This window comes from Muricoccus vinaceus, assembly GCF_042433125.1.
GTDB classification, from domain to species: Bacteria; Pseudomonadota; Alphaproteobacteria; order Acetobacterales; family Acetobacteraceae; genus Roseomonas; species Roseomonas vinacea.
In genome coordinates this window covers 270,583-288,626 of sequence record NZ_JBHLVZ010000084.1, presented here as the reverse complement: position 1 = coordinate 288,626, position 18,044 = coordinate 270,583, and the positions used below count along the sequence as shown (strand labels likewise).

The following is an 18,044-nucleotide window of genomic DNA, read 5'->3' as shown; positions in this document are numbered from 1 at the left end:
GCCCGCAGGGGCCACGAAGCACCTTTGGAGACCGCCATGAGCCACGATTTCATCGATGATCGCCGCAAGGCCCTGGAAGAGGCCTTCTTTGCGCGCCAGAACGCGGAGCTGATCCGCCGCCTGCACGCGCCGGAGGGGCAGAAGGAGCTGTCCGGCTCCACGGGCATCCAGGATCCGAAGGTGCTGGAACGGCTGGAGGCGCACGGCATCGGTGCCAACGCCCTTGCCGCCCTCTCGCTTGCACCGCTGGTGCTGGTTGCCTGGGCGGACGGCACGCCGGAGCCGGAAGAGCGGCGCGCCATTCTTTCCGCGGCCGGCGAGGCCGGCATTCCGACGGGCGGCGCCGCCCACGCGTTGCTCGACCACTGGCTGGCCCAGCACCCCCCGCAGGACCTGCTCGCCACCTGGACCGATTATGTCCACGCCCTGGCGCCCGAGGCGCGCGCCGCGCTCCATAAGGACGTGATCGCCCGTGCCCATCAGGTGGCCGAGGCCTCCGGCGGCTTCCTGGGGCTTACGAGCAAGGTGTCGCCCACCGAGAAGGCCATGCTGAAGCGGCTCGAGGACGCCTTCACCGCCTGAGCCGCCGGCCTGACCGGGCACGCGCGCCCTTGTCCGGGCGCGCGTGTCATGCCATATGCCGCGCGCCGGACGAGGGGGCTTCCCTCGCCCGGCAAATCCGCACGCGGTGCGCCCTTCCGAGATAAGCGGCAGGGTCCGGTCCCCCGAGTTTTCCGCCCGGAAAATCTCGCGCGGGTGTCAGCGCCGCGGAGGCCTAACCGGATCAATCGGAAGAAGGAACCGCCACATGGCGATGCCCGACGTTACCCTGCGCGGCCTGCTCGAGGCCGGCGTCCACTTCGGCCACCACACCCGCCGGTGGAACCCGAAGATGGCCCCCTATATTTTCGGCGTCCGCAATCAGGTCCACATCCTCGACCTGCAGCAGACCGTGCCCATGCTGGACCGCGCGCTGCGCACCGTCCGTGACGTGGTGGCCGGCGGCGGCCGCGTGCTCTTCGTGGGCACCAAGAAGGCGGCGGCGGACTACGTGGCCGAGGCCGCGACCCGCTGCGGCCAGTATTACGTGAACCACCGCTGGCTCGGCGGCATGCTCACGAACTGGAAGACCATCACCGGCTCCATCAAGCGCCTGAAGCAGATGGACGAGCAGCTCGGCGGGAACACCCAGGGTCTCACCAAGAAGGAGATCCTGATGCTGACGCGCGAGAAGGAGAAGCTGGATCGCGCGCTCGGCGGCATCCGCGAGATGGGCGGCCTGCCCGACGTGATCTTCGTGATCGACACGATCAAGGAGAAGCTGGCCATCGAGGAGGCCAACAAGCTCGGCATCCCCGTGATCGCCGTCTGCGACTCCAACGCCGACCCCTCGGGCGTCGCCTTCCCGATCCCTGGCAACGACGACGCGATCCGCGCGATCAACCTGTACTGCGACATGATGGCCGCCGCCGTGTTCGACGGCATCTCGGCCGAGCTGTCCGGCTCCGGCATCGATGTCGGTGCCCAGGCCGATCTGCCGATCGACGCCCTGCCCGACGACGAGGCGCTGCCCTCCGTGCCGGACGACCTCGCCTCCACCGGCGGCGTCGGCATCTTCGCCGAGAGCATCCCCGAGGCGGTCGGTGGCGCCGAGGTTGCTGCCGGCCCGGCCCTCGAGGGCGCGCAGTCGAGCCCGACCTCGGGCGTGGACACCGGCACCCTGGAAGCCGCTGGCCAGAGCAACCGTGACGACGGCAACAACGCCGGCTGATCGCGCCCCCGGCCGGGGCAATCCGGCCGGGCTCGCAGGGAACTGAACGCGCCGGGGTGGCATCGCCGCCCCGGCGTGTCGCATACACGCCGCGCCGCAAGCCCCGGGGCCCGCCCCGGCGGGCCGGCGCGCCAGAAGACGGAAAGAGAAAGATGGCCGAGATCACGGCAGCCATGGTGCGCGACCTGCGCGAGAAGACCGGCGCGGGCATGATGGACGTCAAGAAGGCCCTGGTGGAGAGCAACGGCGACAGCGAGGCCGCCATCGACTGGCTGCGCAAGAAGGGTCTGTCGTCGGCCGCCAAGAAGTCCGGCCGCGTGGCCGCCGAGGGCCTGATCGGCGTCGCCTCCTCCGGCCCCAAGGCCGCCATGGTCGAGGTGAACGCCGAGACCGACTTCGTGGCCCGCAACGAGCAGTTCCAGGGCTTCGTGGAGACGGTGGCCCGGATCGCCCTCGACGCCGGCGAGGACGTGGAGGGGCTGAAGGCCGCCCAGTACCCGGGCGCCGGCCACTCGGTCGCCGAGGAGCTGACCCGCCTGATCGCGACCATCGGCGAGAACATGACGATCCGCCGCGCCCGCGTGCTGTCCGTCCCCTCGGGCGCCGTTGCCACCTATGTTCACAGCGCGGTGAAGCCGGGCCTGGGCAAGATCGGCGTTCTGGCCGCCCTTGAGGCCGCCGATGGCGGGGACGCGATCCTCACGCTCGGCCGTCAGATCGGCATGCACGTGGCGGCCGCCCGCCCGGAGGCGCTGGACGTTTCCGCCGTGGACAACGCGGCGCTGGAGCGCGAGCGCGCGGTGCTGACCGAGCAGGCCCAGGCCTCCGGCAAGCCCCCCGCGGTCATCGAGAAGATGGTCGAAGGCCGCATCCGCAAGTACTACGAGGAAGTGGTGCTGCTGGAGCAGGTCTGGGTGCATGACGGCGAGAGCCGCGTGAAGGCCGTGGTGCAGAAGTCCGGTGCCAAGCTGACGGGCTTCGCCCGCTTCCAGCTCGGCGAGGGCATCGAAAAGGAAACGAGCGACTTCGCCGCCGAGGTCGCCGCCGCCGCCGGGACCGCCGGCTGACCGGCCTGCCGGGCGCCCCGCGCCCGGCTCTGCCTCCGAGGGGAGGCGATCTGCCGGGAGGCGGGCGACGGATCGCCCGGCTCCTGGCGCCCCGCTTCCGGCCCCGCTGCCTTGCCGCACGGGACGGTCACGGTTACCTTCGCAAGCTCCCGGGACCGCAGCACAGAATGACCAGCCTCCGCTACAAGCGCGTCCTGTTGAAGGTGTCGGGCGAGGCCCTGATGGGTCCGGGCAATTATGGCCTGGACGCCAACACCGTGAACGCCATCGCCGAGGACGTGTCCGCGGTGGCGAAGCTGGGCATCCAGGTCGGGCTGGTGATCGGCGGGGGGAACATCTTCCGCGGCGTGTCCGGCGCGGCCGCCGGCATGGACCGCGCCCAGGCGGACGGCATGGGCATGCTGGCCACCGTGATCAACGCCCTGGCCATGCAGAACGCGCTGGAGAAGGCGGGCGTGCCGGTGCGGGTTCAGTCCGCGATTCCCATGGCGAGCCTGTGCGAGCCCTTTATCCGCCGCCGCGCCGTGCGCCACATGGAAAAGGGGCGGGTGGTGATCTTTGCCGCCGGAACGGGCAATCCCTTCTTCACGACCGACACGGCGGCCGCCCTGCGCGCGGCCGAGATGGGCTGCGACGTGCTGCTCAAGGGCACGCAGGTGGACGGCGTCTACACCGCCGACCCCCGCAAGGACCCACTGGCCGAGCGCTACGAGGCCCTGACATATCATGACATGCTGGCGCGCGACCTGGCCGTTATGGATGCGGCGGCCATCTCGCTCGCCCGGGAGAACAAGCTCCCGATCATCGTCTTCGACATCCATGAGCCGGGGGCCTTCACCGCCGTCATGAAGGGCGAGGGCAAGTTCACCACGGTCCACGAGAGCTGAGGGACACCCCATGGCCGCTCCCCCCGACTTCCCCGAGTTGCGCAAGGACCTCGTGCGCCGCATGGACGGCGCGCTCGAGACGCTGCGCAAGGAGTTCTCCGGCCTGCGCACCGGACGCGCCAGCCCCGCCTTGCTGGAGCCGATCCGGGTTGAGGCCTATGGCACCAACCAGCCGCTGAGCCAGGTGGCGAACATCTCCGTGGCCGGCCCCGGGCTGCTTTCGGTGCAGGTCTGGGACAAGTCGGTCACCAAGGCCGTGGAGGTCGCGATCCGCGATGCCAACCTGGGCCTGAACCCGCAGGCCGAGGGTCAGGTGATCCGCGTTCCGCTGCCGCCCCTGACGCAGGAGCGCCGCAACGATCTGGCCAAGCAGGCCGCCAAGTACGCCGAGGCGAACAAGGTGTCGATCCGCGGCGTGCGCCGGGATGGCATGGAGACGATCAAGGGCTGGGAAACCAAGTCCGACATTTCCAAGGACGATGCGAAGCGCTGGTCGGACGACGTGCAGAAGCTGACGGACGAGTACGTCAAGAAGGTGGACGCGGCCTACGCCGAGAAGGAAAAGGACATCAAGGCCGTCTGAGCCGGCCAATTCCCATGAGCGCCGCCACGCAGACCAAACGCCAGAGGGGGGAGGCACCCCCCCCACCGCTCCATGTCGGGGTGATCATGGACGGCAACGGCCGCTGGGCAGCAGCCCGCGGCGTGCCCCGCGCGCTCGGCCATAAGGCGGGGGCTGAGGCCACGCGCCGGCTGATCGAGGCGGCGGGCGAGATGGGGATCTCCTGGCTCACCCTCTTCGCCTTCAGCAGCGAGAACTGGCGCCGCCCGGCCGACGAGGTGCGGGACCTGACCGGGCTGATGCGGCACTATCTCCGCCACGAAGTCGGGCAGCTCGTGGAAAAGGGCGTGCGGCTCCGTGTTATCGGCGACCGGGCGGCGTTCGGGCCGGGCATGCAGGCCGAGATCGCCCGCGCCGAGGCTGCGACCGCCGGCAACGTGCGGCTGAACCTGAACGTCGCCCTTTCCTATGGCGGGCGGGCGGAGCTGGTGAAGGCCGCCCGTGTCCTGGCCGCGCGGGTGGCCTCGGGGGAGCTGGACCCGGAGCACATCGACGAGGCGGCCCTGGCGGCCCACCTGGACACGGCGGGGATGCCCGATCCCGACCTCATCATCCGCACCTCCGGCGAAAGCCGGCTTTCCAACTTCCTGCTCTGGCAGTGCGCCTATGCCGAGCTGGTGTTCCAGCCCGTGCTCTGGCCCGACTACGATGCGGCCCATCTGCGGGATGCCGTGGCCGAGTTCCACCGCCGGGACCGCCGCTTCGGCGCCCGGACCGGCTGAGCCGGTGGACCAGGCGGGCACAGCGGCGGAAGCCGGCGCCCCGGCCAGGCCGGGGAAGAACTGGCGGGACCTGCGCAAGCGGGTGCTCTCGGCCATCGTGCTCGCGCCCGCCGCCATTCTCTGCGTCTGGCTCGGGGCCAATGCCTATACGCTGCTGCTGGCCCTGGGCGCCGCGATCCTGACCTGGGAATGGGTGCATCTCTGCGGCCTGCGCACGGTGAAGCTGCCTGGCGCGGGGGTGCCCGTCGCGGTGTTCGTGGCCGGCACCCTGGCGGTGATGGAATATCCGCTGGCGTCCTGGCTCGTGCTGGGCATGGGCTTCCTGCTCACCTGGCTTTCGGCCGAGCGGCTTCGCGGCGGTGACCGGGCGCAGCAGCCCGCGCTGCGGCTGGCGCTCGGCGTGCTCTACATCGGCGTCGCCGGGCTCTGCCTGATCGAGCTGCGGCACGAGAACGAGGCCGGGCGGGCCAACCTGCTGTTCCTTCTCCTGGTGGTCTGGGCCAGCGACATCGGCGCCTATGTCGCCGGGCGAGCCCTCGGCGGGCCGCTGCTCTGGCGGCAGGTTTCCCCTGCCAAGACCTGGACCGGGGCTGGCGGCGGGCTGCTTCTGGCCATGGTGATCGGCGGCCTGCTGGCGCCCGAGCTTGCTCCGGGCAGCCCGTGGCGCGCGGCGGCCGTCGCGGCGGTGCTGGCCGTGGCGACCCAGGCCGGGGATCTCCTCGAGTCGGCCATCAAGCGGCACTTCAAGGTGAAGGACACCTCCAGCCTCATCCCCGGCCATGGCGGGCTGCTGGACAGGCTGGACGGACTGCTGGCGGCGGCGCCTGCCGCCATGATCCTTGCGCTGCTGATCGGCTATGGCGGCGCCCTGTGGCGCTGAACGCCCTCAACCTGAACCGGGGGCGATCGGCATGACGCGCACCGTGACCATCCTCGGCGCCACCGGCTCGGTCGGCCGCTCCACCGTGGCCCTGCTGGAGGCCGCGCCGGAGGGCGCCTTCGCCGTGGAGGCCCTCGTGGCGGGCCGCGACGCCGCGGCGCTCGCGGCCACGGCCCGGCGCCTGCGCGCCCGCGTGGCGGTGCTGGCCGACGCCGCGGGCCTGCCTGCCCTGCGGGAGGCCCTGTCCGGCTCGGGGATCGAGGCGGCGGCAGGCGAGGCTGCCGTGGCCGAGGCCGCGTCCCGCCCGGCCGACTGGACCATGGCCGCCATTGTCGGCGCCGCGGGGCTGCACCCGGCCCTGGCCGCGCTGCGCCGGGGCGGCACCCTGGCGCTGGCCAACAAGGAGGCGCTGGTCTGCGCCGGCGACATCGTGCTGCGCGCCGCCGAGGAGGCAGGCGCCACGCTGCTGCCCGTCGATTCCGAGCACAACGCCATCTTCCAGGCGCTCGACGCCCGCGACCCCGCGATGGTGGAGCGCATCATCCTCACCGCCTCCGGCGGGCCCTTCCGCACGGCCTCCCTTGCGGAAATGCGGGCCGCGACGCCCGAGCAGGCGGTGCGCCACCCGGTCTGGTCCATGGGCGCCAAGATCAGCATCGACAGCGCGACCATGTTCAACAAGGGCCTGGAGCTGGTCGAGGCCGCGCGGCTCTTTCCCGTGCCGCCCGAGCGCATCGAGGTGCTGGTGCACCCGCAATCGGCCGTGCACGGCCTGGTGCAGTACGCCGACGGCTCGCTGCTGGCCCAACTCGGCACGCCCGACATGCGCACGCCCATCGCCCATGCCCTGGCCTGGCCGGACCGGATGCGGGCGGACGTGCCCCGGTTGGATCTGGCAGCACTGGGCCGGCTGGAATTCTCCGCCCCCGATCCCCTGCGCTTCCCGGCGCTGCGCCTCGCGCGGGAGGCCTTGCTGGCAGGGCAGGGCGCCCCCACCATCTTGAATGCGGCCAACGAGGTGGCGGTGGCACGCTTCCTGTCCCGCCGCCTGGGCTTCCTCGACATCGCGCGGGTGGTGGAGGAAACGCTGGAACGCCTCGGCGCCCCTCCGGTGGGGGGGCTCGACGCCGTGCTCGCGCTGGATGCCGAAGCCCGCCGGGAAGCCACCCGGCTTGCGGACAGCCTTCCCGCCACCGCCTAGCCGTCACCCAAGCCAGAGAGAAACCGGTGCAGTTCCTCCCCGATCCCTTCCGCACCATCCTGGCCTTCCTTGTCGTGCTGGGCGTGCTGGTGTTCATCCACGAGCTCGGCCACTACGCCGCCGCCCGGTGGCGCGGCATTTTCGTGGAGCGCTTCTCCATCGGCTTCGGCCGCCGCATCGCGGCCTGGACGGACCGGCGCGGCACGGAATGGCAGATCGGCTGGCTGCCGCTGGGCGGCTACGTCAAGCTCTATGGCCAGGAAGGCCCGGGCGACGTGACCGATTCGGTCGATGCCTCTCCCGGACACGACCCGCGCGGCCCGCGCTTCCACGACAAGCCCGTGCTGGACCGGGCCATCGTCGTCGCGGCGGGGCCCGTGGCCAACTTCGTGCTGGCCGCGGTGCTCTTCGCCGCGCTGTTCATGGCGGTGGGTAAGCCGGTCGGCACCACGACCATCGCATCCGTCGTGCCCGGCGGCGCCGCCGAGCGCGCGGGGCTGATGGTGGGCGACCGGATCACCGCTCTGGACGAGGTGCCCGTCACCCGCTTCGAGCAGGTGCAGGCCCATGTGCAGCCGCGCGCGAACCAGCCCATCCAGGTGCATCTGCAGCGCGAGGGCCGGGAGCTGGTGCTGACCGCCACGCCGCTGCCCCGGCCGGGCGCGGCGGAGGGCGCTGCGGCCGCCGGCCTGCTCGGGATCGGCGGTGGCGCGCCCACCTATGAGCGCACGGATCCGCTTTCGGCCATCTGGGGCGGCGTTTCCTATACGGCCGACATCACCGTGCAAACCCTCGGGGGCATCTGGCAGATGATCGCGGGCCAGCGGGGCACGGAGGAACTCGGCGGGCCGCTTCGCATCGCCCAGCTTTCCGGCCAGGTCGCGAGCCTCGGCTTCGCCAGCCTCGTGACCTTCATGGCGATCCTTTCGGTGAACCTCGCGCTGATCAACCTGTTCCCCATCCCCGTGCTGGATGGCGGGCACCTGGTGTTCTATGCGATCGAGGCGATCCGGGGCCGGCCGTTGCCCCCGCGCGCCGTGGAATACGGCTTCCGCGCCGGGCTCGCGGTGCTGGCCACCCTGTTCATCTTCGCCACCTGGAACGACCTGTCGAACTTCGGCCTGTTCCGCTGGGTGCACGGCCTGTTCGGCTGAGCCGCACGGAAAACGCGCCGGGCGCCTTTTTTCCGGCCAGCGGTTCCGCAACCTTGGCAGGGGTGGCAACACACCGCCCTTGTCGCTAGGTTGCGGCCCCGCGAACCGGAACCGCCGGCACAGGATCAAGCCTTGCACGTCTCGCCTTTCTCCCGGGCCTTCCTCCTGGCCGCCACTTGCCTTGTCCCCGTGCTGGCCCCGCCGATGGCGGAGGCCCGGCCCGCCCGTGGCGGCCACCCCGCCGACGAGGCGCCGGCCACCGGGACTCGGGCTTCCGCTCCTGCCCTGGCAGAGCGTCGCCAGCCGGCCCATGCGGCACCGCACCAGGGCGTCACCCAGCGCCCCCGCAACACGCGTCCGGCCGCCCACCAGGCGGCAGCGAAGCGCCGGGCCGCTCCGCGCGCCCCGGTGCGGGTCAGCGAGGCGGCCGAGGCACCGCGGCCCCGCGCCGCGCGGACCTATCTCGCGGCCGGCGACCCGGTGCGGCGCCCCGGCGCCCCGGCGGCCGTCCGCCTCGCCCAGGCGCGAGGCCCGGCGCGGCCCGCCACCGGCGTCGTCCAGGCCATCGACGTGCAGGGGAACCAGCGCATCGAGGCGGAGACGATCCGCTCCTACATGCTGCTGCAGCCCGGCGACGCCTTCGAGGGCGACCGGCTCGACCGCTCGCTCCGCACGCTCTACGCCACGGGCCTGTTCCGCGATGTCCGCGTTTCGCGCCAGGGCGACCGCATCCAGGTGCAGGTCGAGGAAAACCCGATCGTCAGCCGCATCGCATTCGAGGGAAACAGCAAGCTCAGCGACGACGTGCTGCGCAACGCGGTCCAGCTTCGCGCGCGCTCGGTGTTCACGCCGCAGGCGGCCCAGTCCGACCGGTCGCGGGTGCTCGACCTTTACGCCAGCCGCGGCCGCCTTTCGGCGACGGTGGAGCCCAAGATCATCCAGCTCGACCAGAACCGGGTGGATGTGGTCTTCGAGATCAACGAGGGCGAGATCGCGCTCGTCAGCCGCATCAACTTCGTCGGCAACCGCTCCTTCTCCGACAGCCGGCTGAAGGAGATCGTGGCGACGCGCGAGGCAGCCTGGTACCGGCCCTTCAGCAGCAGCGACACCTACGACCCCGAGCGCCTGAACTTCGACCGGGAGCTGCTGCGCCGCTACTACCTGCGCCAGGGCTTCGCGGACGTGAACGTGACCGCCAGCACCGCCGAGCTGACGCCCGACCGCTCCGGCTTCTTCGTCACCTACGTGGTCGAGGAAGGCCGCCGCTACCGCTTCGGCAAGGTCGATGTCACCTCCGCGCTCCGCAACGTGCGTGCCGACCAGCTCCGCCCGGAGGTCAACGTCGCCTCCGGCGAACAGTATGACGGCGAGCTGGTGGAGCGCATCAGCGAGACCATGTCCGACCGCGCCAACGCCCTTGGCGCCCCCTTCGTGGAGGTCACGCCGCGCATCGTCCGCAACACCGAGGCGGGCACGGTGGACATCACCTTCGAGGTGAAGGAGGGCAACCGCCTCTACGTCGAGCGCATCGACGTCACGGGCAACGTCCGCACCCAGGACCGGGTGGTCCGCCGCGAGTTCCGCCTGGCGGAGGGCGACGCCTTCAACGCCGCGCAGGTCCGGCGCTCCCGCCAGCGCATCCGCGACCTCGGCTATTTCAGCGACGCCACCATCAACACCAGTCCAGGCTCGGCGCCCGATCGCGTGATCCTCGGCGCCAACGTGACCGAGCGCGCAACGGGCGAGGTGTCGCTGGGCGGCGGCTATTCCACCGACGCCGGCGCGCTGGCGGATGTGGGCCTGCGCGAGCGCAACCTGCTGGGCACGGGCATCGACGCGCGCATCAACGGGGTGCTCGCCCAGCGGCGCAGCCAGCTCGACCTCTCGGTGACGGACCCGTCCTTCCTGGACCGCAACCTCGCGGTGGGCGCGGACGTGTTCTACATCAACCGCGACCTGCGCTCGTACTCGGGCTACCAGGAGCGGCGCTACGGCTTCGCGCTGCGCGCGGGCTACGAGTACAACGAGTTCCTGCGCCAGTCCTTCTCCTACACCTTGTCTCAGCGCAACATCTTCAGCGTGGTGGACAACGTGTCCCGCTACATCTCGGAGCAGCAGGGCGAGACGCTGCTCTCGCAGGTCGGGCAGACGCTGACCTATGACCGGCGCGACAGCCGGCTCGACCCGCGCACGGGCTACCTGGTGCGGATCGGCACCGACGTGGCCGGGCTGGGTGGCGACGTCAGCTATGTGCGCGGGCGCGTGGACGGCTCCTACTACATTCCCTTCGAGCGGCTCCTGGGCGATCCCAACTACGTTCTCGCGATCCTCGGCTCCGTCGGCTACCTTGAGCCCTTCGGCGGGAAGAACGAACGGATCGTGGACCGCTTCTTCCTCGGCGGCGAGAACCTGCGCGGCTTCCAGACCGCCGGTGCGGGCCCGCGCGACATTTCCACCTCCACGCGCGACAGCCTCGGCGGCCGTTTCCTTTACACCCAGACCACCGAGTTCCGCTTCCCGCTTCCCATCCCCGAGGAGATCGGCATCACCGGCCGCGCCTTCGTGGACGTGGGCGGGCTCAGCGGTTCCTCCACCGGTCCCGGCGTCGTGGACGAATCCTCGCCCCGTGTGGGTGCCGGCATCGGCGTTTCCTGGCGCAGCCCCTTCGGCCTGATCAACCTCGATTTCGGCCAGGCGGTGGTGAAGAAGTCCTATGACGAGACGCAGGTCTTCCGCTTCGGCTTCGGCACGCGGTTCTGAGAACGAAGACGAGAAGCAGACTGGAGCCCGAATGATGCCCGCGCGCCCCGCCGTCGCCGCCCTTGCGGCCCTCCTCATCCCCGTCCTGTCACCCGGCGGCGCCCTCGCGCAGTCCGACCCCGGCTTCTTCATCCCGCCCCAGCAGGGTGGCGGCCAGTCCCGCCCGGCGCAGGCGCCGGCCCGTCCGGCGCAGCAGCAGCCCCAGCGTCCCCCTGCCCAGGCCCAGCGGTCGCCGCAGCCGAACCCGGCGCCGCTGCCTCCCGGCCAGCCGCCGCCGGCCGCGGTGATCGGGATCGTGGACGTGCCGGAGATCCAGCGGAACTCCACCGCCTTCAACAGCGTGCGCGAGGAGGTGGAGCGCCGCCGCCAGCGCCTGAACGACGATCTCCAGCGCGAGCAGACCCGCTGGCGTGAGGAGCAGACGACGCTCGCCAACCAGCGCGCCACCATGAACCCCGACCAGCTCCGCCAGCGCGAGCGGGAGCTGCAGGAGCGCATCACCGACAGCCAGCGCGTGTTCCGCGATCGTTCCCGCGCCATCGAGCAGGTGGCCCAGGGCGCCCTGCAGGAGATCGAGCAGGCCCTGGCCGTGGTGATCCGCCAGGTGGCCGCGAGCCGGAACGTTAACCTCGTGCTGCCCCGCCCGCTCGTGATCTTCAACGACGCGCCCTTCGACCTGACGGACGAGATCAGCCAGCAGGTGAACCGGGTGCTGCGCAACGTCACCCTGCCGCCCGAGGGGCAGGCCCCGGCGCAGCCGGCTGCCCAGGGCGGGGCTCCCGGCGGGCAGGCACCCGCGGCGCGTCCCGCACAGCCGCCCACGCCGCCCGCGCAGCCGCAGCAGCCCCGCCGCTAGGCTGTGGCGGCGGATTTCCGTTTCCACGCCGTCGCCGGCCCGCTGCCGCTCCGGCGGTTGGCGGAGGCGGCCGGGATCGCGCTGCCGGAAGGGACGGGCGAGCGCCTGTTCTCCGGTGTCGCGACCCTGCAGTCGGCGGGCCCCGAGGATGTTTCCTTTCTGGAAAGCCGGCGCTGGCTGCCGAGCCTGCGGGAAAGCCGCGCGGGCGCGGTGGTGCTGGCCGAGGCGAATGCCCATGCCGTGCCGGACGGCGCGGTCGCCCTGGTGGCACCCGCTCCCGTTCTCGCCTTCGCGCGCATCGCGACCCTTCTTCATCCGCCTCAATCCGCGCGCGGCACCCGCCACCCCACCGCCGTGGTCGGCGAAGGCGTGACGCTGGGCGAGGGCTGCGAGATCGGGCCCTATGCCGTGGTCGAGGACGGCGCGGTGCTCGGCGCACGCTGCATCATCGGGCCGCACGCCCATGTCGGCGCCCATGTCGTGCTCGGCGCCGAATGCCGCGTCATGTCCCATGTCACCGTCACCCATTGCATCGCCGGCGACCGCGTGACGCTCAACCCGGGTGCGCGCATCGGCAGCGAGGGCTTCGGCTTCGCCACCACGCGAGAGGGCGAGCATGTCACCGTGCCGCAGCTTGGCCGGGTGATCCTGGGCGATGACGTGGAGGTCGGCGCCAACACCTGCATCGACCGTGGCTCGGGCAACGACACGGTGATCGGCGCGGGCAGCCGCCTGGATGACCTGGTGATGATCGGGCACAACGTGCGCCTCGGCCGCGGCTGCGTGATCGTCGGCCAGGCCGGCATCTCCGGCTCCACCACGCTCGGCGATTTCGTCGTGGTCGCGGCCCAGGCCGGGATCTCCGGACATCTGAACATCGGGGCCAAGGCCCGCGTGGGCGCCAAGTCCGGCGTCATCAACGACGTGCCGGCCGGCATGGACGTTTTCGGCTTCCCCGCCATGCCCGCCCGGGAGGGCTTGCGGGTTGCCGCCGCCATGCGGAAGCTGGGCCGATCGAAGGCAGCGGCCCGCATGCCCGAAACAAAGAGCGATTGAGCATGTCGGACAGCACAGCGAAGGGCCCTGACGAAGGGGTGGACAGGGCAGGGGGCGCCGTGACGCCGGGCGGGGACACGCGAGGTGTCCTCGACATCGCGCGGATCATGGAATCCATCCCCCACCGCTTCCCCTTCCTGCTTGTGGACCGGGTGGTGGACCTCATCCCCGGCACCAGCGCGACCGGGATCAAGAACGTCACCATCAACGAGCACGTCTTCCAGGGCCATTTCCCGGGGCACCCGATCTTTCCGGGCGTGATGATCATCGAGAGCATGGCCCAGACGGCGGGCGTGCTGGTCGTGGAAACGCTGGGCGAGAGCGCGCGCGGCAAGCTCGTCTATTTCATGTCGGTCGACAGCGCGAAGTTCCGCAAGCCCGTGGTGCCCGGCGACCAGATGCGCGTGCACGTCACCAAGGAACGCCAGCGCGGCAATGTCTGGAAGTTCTCGGCGCAGGCCAAGGTGGACGGCGTGGTGGTGGCCGAGGCCACCTATGCCGCCATGATCCTGGACGGCTGAGCATGGCCCCCACCCAAGCCACCATCCATCCCACCGCCATCGTGGCCGAGGGCGCGCGTCTCGGCGCCGGCGTCACGGTCGGGCCCTATGCCACGATCGGCCCGCAGGTCGTGCTGGGCGAGGGCGTGCAGGTCGGCGCGCATGCGGTGCTGGACGGCATCACCACCCTCGCCGAGGGCGTGCAGGTGCTGCCCTTCGCCTCGGTGGGCCTTCCGCCGCAGGACCTGAAGTACAAGGGCGAGCCCACGCGGGTGGAGGTTGGCCCGCGCACCATCATCCGCGAGCACGCGACGGTCCACCGCGGCAGCGTCTCGGGCGAGGGCGTCACGCGGCTCGGCGCCGATTGCCTGATCATGTGCGTCGCCCATGTCGGGCATGACTGCGTCCTGGAGGACCGCGTGATCCTCGCCAACAACGTCATGCTCGGCGGCCACGTCCATATCGGCGACAACGTCTTCGTCGGCGGCGGCACGGCCATCCACCAGTCCGTCCGCATCGGGCGCCAGGCCGTGATCGGCGGCATGAGCGGGGTGGAGCGGGACGTGATCCCCTTCGGCTCCTGCATGGGCAACCGCGCGCGGCTGATCGGGCTGAACCTCATCGGCCTCAAGCGTCGGGGCTTCGGGCGGGAAGCCATCAACGCGCTTCGCGCCGCCTATCGCGGCCTGTTCCTCGGCCGCGGCACCTTCGACGCGCGCGTCGCGCTGGTCACGCAGGACCATGGTGCCCAGCCGCAGGTGGCCGAGATCCTCGCTTTCATCGAGGCTTCCAGCCACCGCGGGCTGATGCGCGCCGGGCGCCAGGCCGGCGAGGCCGAGGCCGAGGCGGCCTGAGGCCGGCATGAACCCGACCAGCACCGAGGCGCCGGTCGCCATCGTGGCCGGCGGCGGCGCCATGCCGCTGCGCGTGGCCGCGGCCTGCCGCGCCACCGGCCGTCCTTATGTCGCCGTGCTGCTGGAGGGCTTCGCCCGCCCCGAGGAATGGCGGGGCGTGCCGCAGATCACCATCCGGCTCGGCGCGGCCGGCGCCGGCATCGACTGGATGAAACGGCAGGGCGCGCACCAGATCGTGCTGGTGGGAGACATCCGGCGGCCCTCGATCCTGTCGCTGCGCCCGGATGCGGGGGCTGCGAAGCACCTCGCGCGCATCGGGATGAAGGCTTTCAGCGGGGACGACACCTTGCTCTCGGCCGTTCGCCAGATGCTGCGGGAGGAGGGCTTCGACCCTGTCGGGCCCACGCGCTTCCTGGCCGAGGCACAGTCCCCCGCGGGGCTGCTGACGCAGGCCGGGCCCAACGCCATGGCCCTGGCCGACATCGCCCGCGGCGTTGCGGTGGTTCGTGCGCTGGGCGCGCTGGATGTGGGGCAGGGCGCGGTGGTGCAGCAGGGCCTCGTGCTCGGGGTGGAGGCGATCGAGGGCACCGACGCGCTGCTGTCCCGCGTCGGCACCCTCCGGCGGGAGGGGCCGGGCGGCGTGCTCGTGAAACTGGTCAAGCCCGGGCAGGACCGGGAGGTGGACATGCCCGCCCTCGGCCCGCGCACCGTGGAGAACGCCGTTGCCGCCGGTCTCGCCGGAATTGCCTTCGAAGCGGAGGGCGCGCTGCTGCTCGACCGCGCACAAATGGTCGCGCATGCGGATTCCGCAGGCCTCTTCCTTCTCGCCATCCGTCCGGATGACCATGTGGGCGCCGCGACAGCAGGAGCCGCGACATGAGCGAGACGCAGAAGGGCAAGTTCCTTCACACGATGATCCGGGTGGGTGACCTCCAGCGGAGCATCGATTTCTACACGGGCATGTTCGGCATGCGGGAGCTTCGCCGCAACGACGTGCCCGCGGGCCAGTACACGCTCGCCTTCCTTGGCTATGGCGGCAACGCGACCGGCGAGGCCGAGATCGAGCTGACCTACAACTACGGCACCGAGAAGTACGACCTCGGCAGCGCCTTCGGGCACCTCGCGATCGGCGTGCCCGACGTGGCCGCCGCCTGCGAGCGCATCCGCGCGGCCGGCGGCAAGGTGGTGCGGGAGGCCGGGCCGGTGAAGCACGGCACCACCATCATCGCCTTCGTCGAGGACCCGGACGGCTACAAGATCGAACTGATCCAGCGCCAGTGACACAGGGCCAGTAAGCCGGCGTGGCGCTTTTTCCCGATCCCGTCCGCCTGCTGGGCGAGGCCGCCAGCCGCAGCGCGGAGGCGGCGCTGGCCCTGGCCGGGCGGGAGCGCGTGCGGCTGGCCGTCACCGGCCTGTCGCGCGCGGGGAAAACCGTCTTCCTCACCTCCCTCGTCGCCAATCTCGTGGCGGCGGGGGCCGGGCGGCGGACGCTGCCGGCGCTGGAGGCCACCTCGGGGCGCCTGCGCCGCGCCCGCGCGATCCCGCCGGGGGTGGAGGCCACGCCCCGCTTCGATGCCGAGGCGCATCTGGCCGCGCTGGCGGCGCATCCGCCGGAATGGCCAGCGCGCACCGATGACCTTTCCACTCTTTCCCTCGCGCTCACCCTCCGCCGCCACGGCATCTACGGCCAGCTGCTTCCCGACCGCGAGGTGACGCTCGACCTGCTCGACTATCCCGGGGAATGGCTGCTCGACCTGCCGATGTTCGCGCAGGATTTCGCGGCCTGGTCGGACGAGACGCTCTCGCGCCTGTCCAAGGGCATCCGCGCGGCGCCCGCCGCCGAGTTCCTCGCCTTCGCCCGGTCCCTGCCCGCCAATGCCCCGGCGGAGGATTCGCTGGCCCGGCGCGGCCATGCCCTCTACCGACGCTTCCTTCTCGCGGCGCGGGACGAACTCGGGCTGCGCTTCCTCCAGCCCGGCCGCTTCCTCAACCCCGGCCCGGCCGGGGACGCGCCGCTGCTCTGGTTCTTCCCGCTTCCCGCCGCCGCCCGGAACTCGCCGCTCGGCGAGTTGCTGGAACGCCGCCACGGCGCTTATCTGCGTGACCAGCGGGACCGCTTCCTCGACCCCGTCTTCCGCCGTTTCGACCGGCAGGTGGTGCTGGTGGACGTGCTCGGCTCCCTCCACGCCGGGCGCGAGGCCTTCGAGGACACCGCCGAGGCCCTGGCCGCGATTTCCGCCACCCTGCGCTACGGACGCGGCTGGCTGGACCTGCTGACGGGCGGTGGCATCGGCCGGGTTGCCTTTGCCGCGACCAAGGCGGACCACGTGCCGGAGGTCAGCCGCGACAGCCTGTCCTCCCTCCTCTCCGACCTGGTGGAGGCGCCGCGCCGGCGCGCGGAGATCGCGGGCGCGTCCGTTTCGGTGCATTCGGTGGCGGCGATCCGCTGCACGGAGGAGGCAACGGCGCTGCATGACGGGCGGCCATCCCCGGCCGTGCGCGGCATCCTGCTGGAGAACGGCCGCTGGGCCACGGTGGATCCCGGGCTGGTTCCCGCCCGGCGCCCGCCGGAGAGCTTCTGGAACGCGCCCTATTTCCAGATGCCGGTTTTCCGCCCGCCGGGCCTGGACCCGGATGGGCGCGGCGGCGTCCCCCATCTCGGCCTGGACGGCCTGCTCGCCGGGCTGTTGGGGGACGCGCTGTAAACCGCCGGCCCACGGGCCATATGCGCGGCCTGCGCGTAGGAGGCCCAGCTTGAGCGAGACCGTCCCCCGTCCGCCCCGCATCATCCTGGAGGAGGAGGCCGGACCCGCTCGCCTGGACCATGCCTGGATGGAGGGAACCGATCCGGTGGTGGTGCCGCCGGCGGGCTTCTCCACCTTGTCCCTGCTGGCGATCGGGATCTCCGCGCTGATCTTCGGCTTCTCGGCCCTCGCGGCGGGCAACTACGTTTCCGAGCAGTTCACCCGCGCCCCCTGGCTCGGCTGGGCCACCCTGCTCGTGGCCCTCGGTGGCTTCGGCACGGTCGGCTGGGCGGTGGTGCGGGAATTCCGGGCGGTGTTCCGCCTGCGCGAGGTGGATGCGGCGCGCGCGGCCTTCGCGAGGGGCGACTTCGCCTCCGCCAAGGCCCATGTGCTGGCCTGGGCCACGCCGATCCCGCTGGCCGCCGCCGCCTTGCCCGCCCTGCGGGAGGCGCCGGACCTTCCGGCGCTCCGTGCCCTGCTGGAGGCCGGACCGCTCGCGGCGCTGGATGCGGACGCGCGGGCCCTCGGGCGGATCGCGGCGATGCAGGGCTTCGCGGCCACGGCGATCAGCCCGTCCCCCTCGCTGGACGCCCTGGTGGTGGGATGGCGCGGGCTGCGGCTGGTGCGGCAGGTGGCAGCCCTGCATGGGATGCGGCCAGGCATCGCCGCCACCGCCTCCCTGCTCCGCCGGGCCGCCTTCGATGCCGCGACGGTGGCGGCGACGGAGGTGGCGACCGACACCGCCGTGCGTGCCATCGTCACCAATCCGCTGATCGGCCATGTCGTGGGCGAGGCGGCCACGGGCGCGGTGGCGGCCCGCCGGCTGATCACCCTGGCGCGCGCCACGGCCGCTGCCTGCCGCATCGTCCCGCGCGACATCGCCTGAGGCGAGGGGCGGCGCATAACAAAAGGGCCGCCGGCACAATGCCGGCGGCCCTTTCGCATGTTCGGCGCGGCACGGAGACCGCGT

Annotated in this window: 17 protein-coding genes and 1 pseudogene; all 18 read left to right on the top strand. The window is 71.8% G+C overall.

Annotation, left to right across the window (positions count from 1 at the left end; genetic code table 11):
• Nucleotides 1–36: 36 nt before the first annotated feature.
• Complete coding sequence (locus ACFFIC_RS24475) at nt 37–582, top strand: hypothetical protein (protein WP_377055300.1); 546 nt, start codon at nt 37–39, stop codon at nt 580–582.
• Between the two features lie 226 nt (nt 583–808).
• Nucleotides 809–1,546, top strand: a pseudogene (gene rpsB, locus ACFFIC_RS24470) (30S ribosomal protein S2); the annotation flags it as partial.
• 377 nt (nt 1,547–1,923) lie between these two features.
• The gene (tsf, locus tag ACFFIC_RS24465; protein WP_377055298.1) at nt 1,924–2,838 is read left to right on the top strand and encodes a translation elongation factor Ts; all 915 of its coding nucleotides are present in this window, start codon (nt 1,924–1,926) and stop codon (nt 2,836–2,838) included.
• Nucleotides 2,839–3,005: 167 nt separating this feature from the next.
• Nucleotides 3,006–3,725: a UMP kinase gene (gene pyrH, locus ACFFIC_RS24460; protein WP_377055296.1), complete on the top strand. Its 720-nt coding sequence runs from the start codon at nt 3,006–3,008 to the stop codon at nt 3,723–3,725.
• Nucleotides 3,726–3,735: 10 nt separating this feature from the next.
• Nucleotides 3,736–4,308 (top strand): ribosome recycling factor, encoded by a 573-nt coding sequence (frr, locus tag ACFFIC_RS24455; protein WP_377055294.1) that lies wholly within the window; start codon nt 3,736–3,738, stop codon nt 4,306–4,308.
• Between the two features lie 14 nt (nt 4,309–4,322).
• Entirely contained in the window at nt 4,323–5,069 is a 747-nt protein-coding gene (uppS, locus tag ACFFIC_RS24450; RefSeq protein WP_377055292.1) for a polyprenyl diphosphate synthase, read from the top strand.
• 4 nt (nt 5,070–5,073) lie between these two features.
• Nucleotides 5,074–5,949, top strand: a complete 876-nt coding sequence (locus ACFFIC_RS24445; RefSeq protein ID WP_377055290.1) for a phosphatidate cytidylyltransferase — start codon at nt 5,074–5,076, stop codon at nt 5,947–5,949.
• A gap of 31 nt (nt 5,950–5,980) precedes the next feature.
• The gene (gene dxr, locus ACFFIC_RS24440; protein ID WP_377055288.1) at nt 5,981–7,150 is read left to right on the top strand and encodes a 1-deoxy-D-xylulose-5-phosphate reductoisomerase; all 1,170 of its coding nucleotides are present in this window, start codon (nt 5,981–5,983) and stop codon (nt 7,148–7,150) included.
• A 26-nt stretch (nt 7,151–7,176) separates the two neighbouring features.
• Nucleotides 7,177–8,304, top strand: a complete 1,128-nt coding sequence (rseP, locus tag ACFFIC_RS24435; protein ID WP_377055286.1) for an RIP metalloprotease RseP — start codon at nt 7,177–7,179, stop codon at nt 8,302–8,304.
• A gap of 132 nt (nt 8,305–8,436) precedes the next feature.
• A complete protein-coding gene (bamA, locus tag ACFFIC_RS24430) occupies nt 8,437–11,064 on the top strand; it encodes an outer membrane protein assembly factor BamA (protein WP_377055284.1) in 2,628 nt (875 codons plus the stop codon).
• Nucleotides 11,065–11,095: 31 nt separating this feature from the next.
• On the top strand, nt 11,096–11,920 hold the full coding sequence (locus ACFFIC_RS24425) for an OmpH family outer membrane protein (RefSeq protein ID WP_377055282.1): 825 nt from the start codon (nt 11,096–11,098) through the stop codon (nt 11,918–11,920).
• Nucleotides 11,921–11,923: 3 nt separating this feature from the next.
• Complete coding sequence (lpxD, locus tag ACFFIC_RS24420; RefSeq protein ID WP_377055280.1) at nt 11,924–12,976, top strand: UDP-3-O-(3-hydroxymyristoyl)glucosamine N-acyltransferase; 1,053 nt, start codon at nt 11,924–11,926, stop codon at nt 12,974–12,976.
• Nucleotides 12,977–12,978: 2 nt separating this feature from the next.
• Nucleotides 12,979–13,497 (top strand): 3-hydroxyacyl-ACP dehydratase FabZ, encoded by a 519-nt coding sequence (gene fabZ, locus ACFFIC_RS24415; RefSeq protein WP_377055278.1) that lies wholly within the window; start codon nt 12,979–12,981, stop codon nt 13,495–13,497.
• 2 nt (nt 13,498–13,499) lie between these two features.
• Entirely contained in the window at nt 13,500–14,330 is an 831-nt protein-coding gene (gene lpxA, locus ACFFIC_RS24410) for an acyl-ACP--UDP-N-acetylglucosamine O-acyltransferase (RefSeq protein WP_377055276.1), read from the top strand.
• A 7-nt stretch (nt 14,331–14,337) separates the two neighbouring features.
• Complete coding sequence (locus tag ACFFIC_RS24405; protein ID WP_377055274.1) at nt 14,338–15,210, top strand: LpxI family protein; 873 nt, start codon at nt 14,338–14,340, stop codon at nt 15,208–15,210.
• Complete coding sequence (gene gloA, locus ACFFIC_RS24400) at nt 15,207–15,611, top strand: lactoylglutathione lyase (protein ID WP_377055272.1); 405 nt, start codon at nt 15,207–15,209, stop codon at nt 15,609–15,611. The genes ACFFIC_RS24405 and gloA overlap by 4 nt, the downstream gene beginning before the upstream one ends.
• Before the next feature lie 20 nt (nt 15,612–15,631).
• Nucleotides 15,632–17,035 (top strand): YcjX family protein, encoded by a 1,404-nt coding sequence (locus tag ACFFIC_RS24395; protein ID WP_377055270.1) that lies wholly within the window; start codon nt 15,632–15,634, stop codon nt 17,033–17,035.
• 49 nt (nt 17,036–17,084) lie between these two features.
• Nucleotides 17,085–17,960, top strand: a complete 876-nt coding sequence (locus ACFFIC_RS24390; protein ID WP_377055268.1) for a DUF697 domain-containing protein — start codon at nt 17,085–17,087, stop codon at nt 17,958–17,960.
• Nucleotides 17,961–18,044: the final 84 nt, after the last annotated feature.

Coding starts and splice junctions, on each gene's coding strand:
- ACFFIC_RS24475 (WP_377055300.1), top strand. CDS start 37: ATGAGCCACGATTTCATCGATGATCGCCGCAAGGCCCTGGAAGAGGCC.
- tsf (WP_377055298.1), top strand. CDS start 1,924: ATGGCCGAGATCACGGCAGCCATGGTGCGCGACCTGCGCGAGAAGACC.
- pyrH (WP_377055296.1), top strand. CDS start 3,006: ATGACCAGCCTCCGCTACAAGCGCGTCCTGTTGAAGGTGTCGGGCGAG.
- frr (WP_377055294.1), top strand. CDS start 3,736: ATGGCCGCTCCCCCCGACTTCCCCGAGTTGCGCAAGGACCTCGTGCGC.
- uppS (WP_377055292.1), top strand. CDS start 4,323: ATGAGCGCCGCCACGCAGACCAAACGCCAGAGGGGGGAGGCACCCCCC.
- dxr (WP_377055288.1), top strand. CDS start 5,981: ATGACGCGCACCGTGACCATCCTCGGCGCCACCGGCTCGGTCGGCCGC.
- ACFFIC_RS24425 (WP_377055282.1), top strand. CDS start 11,096: ATGATGCCCGCGCGCCCCGCCGTCGCCGCCCTTGCGGCCCTCCTCATC.
- fabZ (WP_377055278.1), top strand. CDS start 12,979: ATGTCGGACAGCACAGCGAAGGGCCCTGACGAAGGGGTGGACAGGGCA.
- lpxA (WP_377055276.1), top strand. CDS start 13,500: ATGGCCCCCACCCAAGCCACCATCCATCCCACCGCCATCGTGGCCGAG.
- ACFFIC_RS24405 (WP_377055274.1), top strand. CDS start 14,338: ATGAACCCGACCAGCACCGAGGCGCCGGTCGCCATCGTGGCCGGCGGC.
- gloA (WP_377055272.1), top strand. CDS start 15,207: ATGAGCGAGACGCAGAAGGGCAAGTTCCTTCACACGATGATCCGGGTG.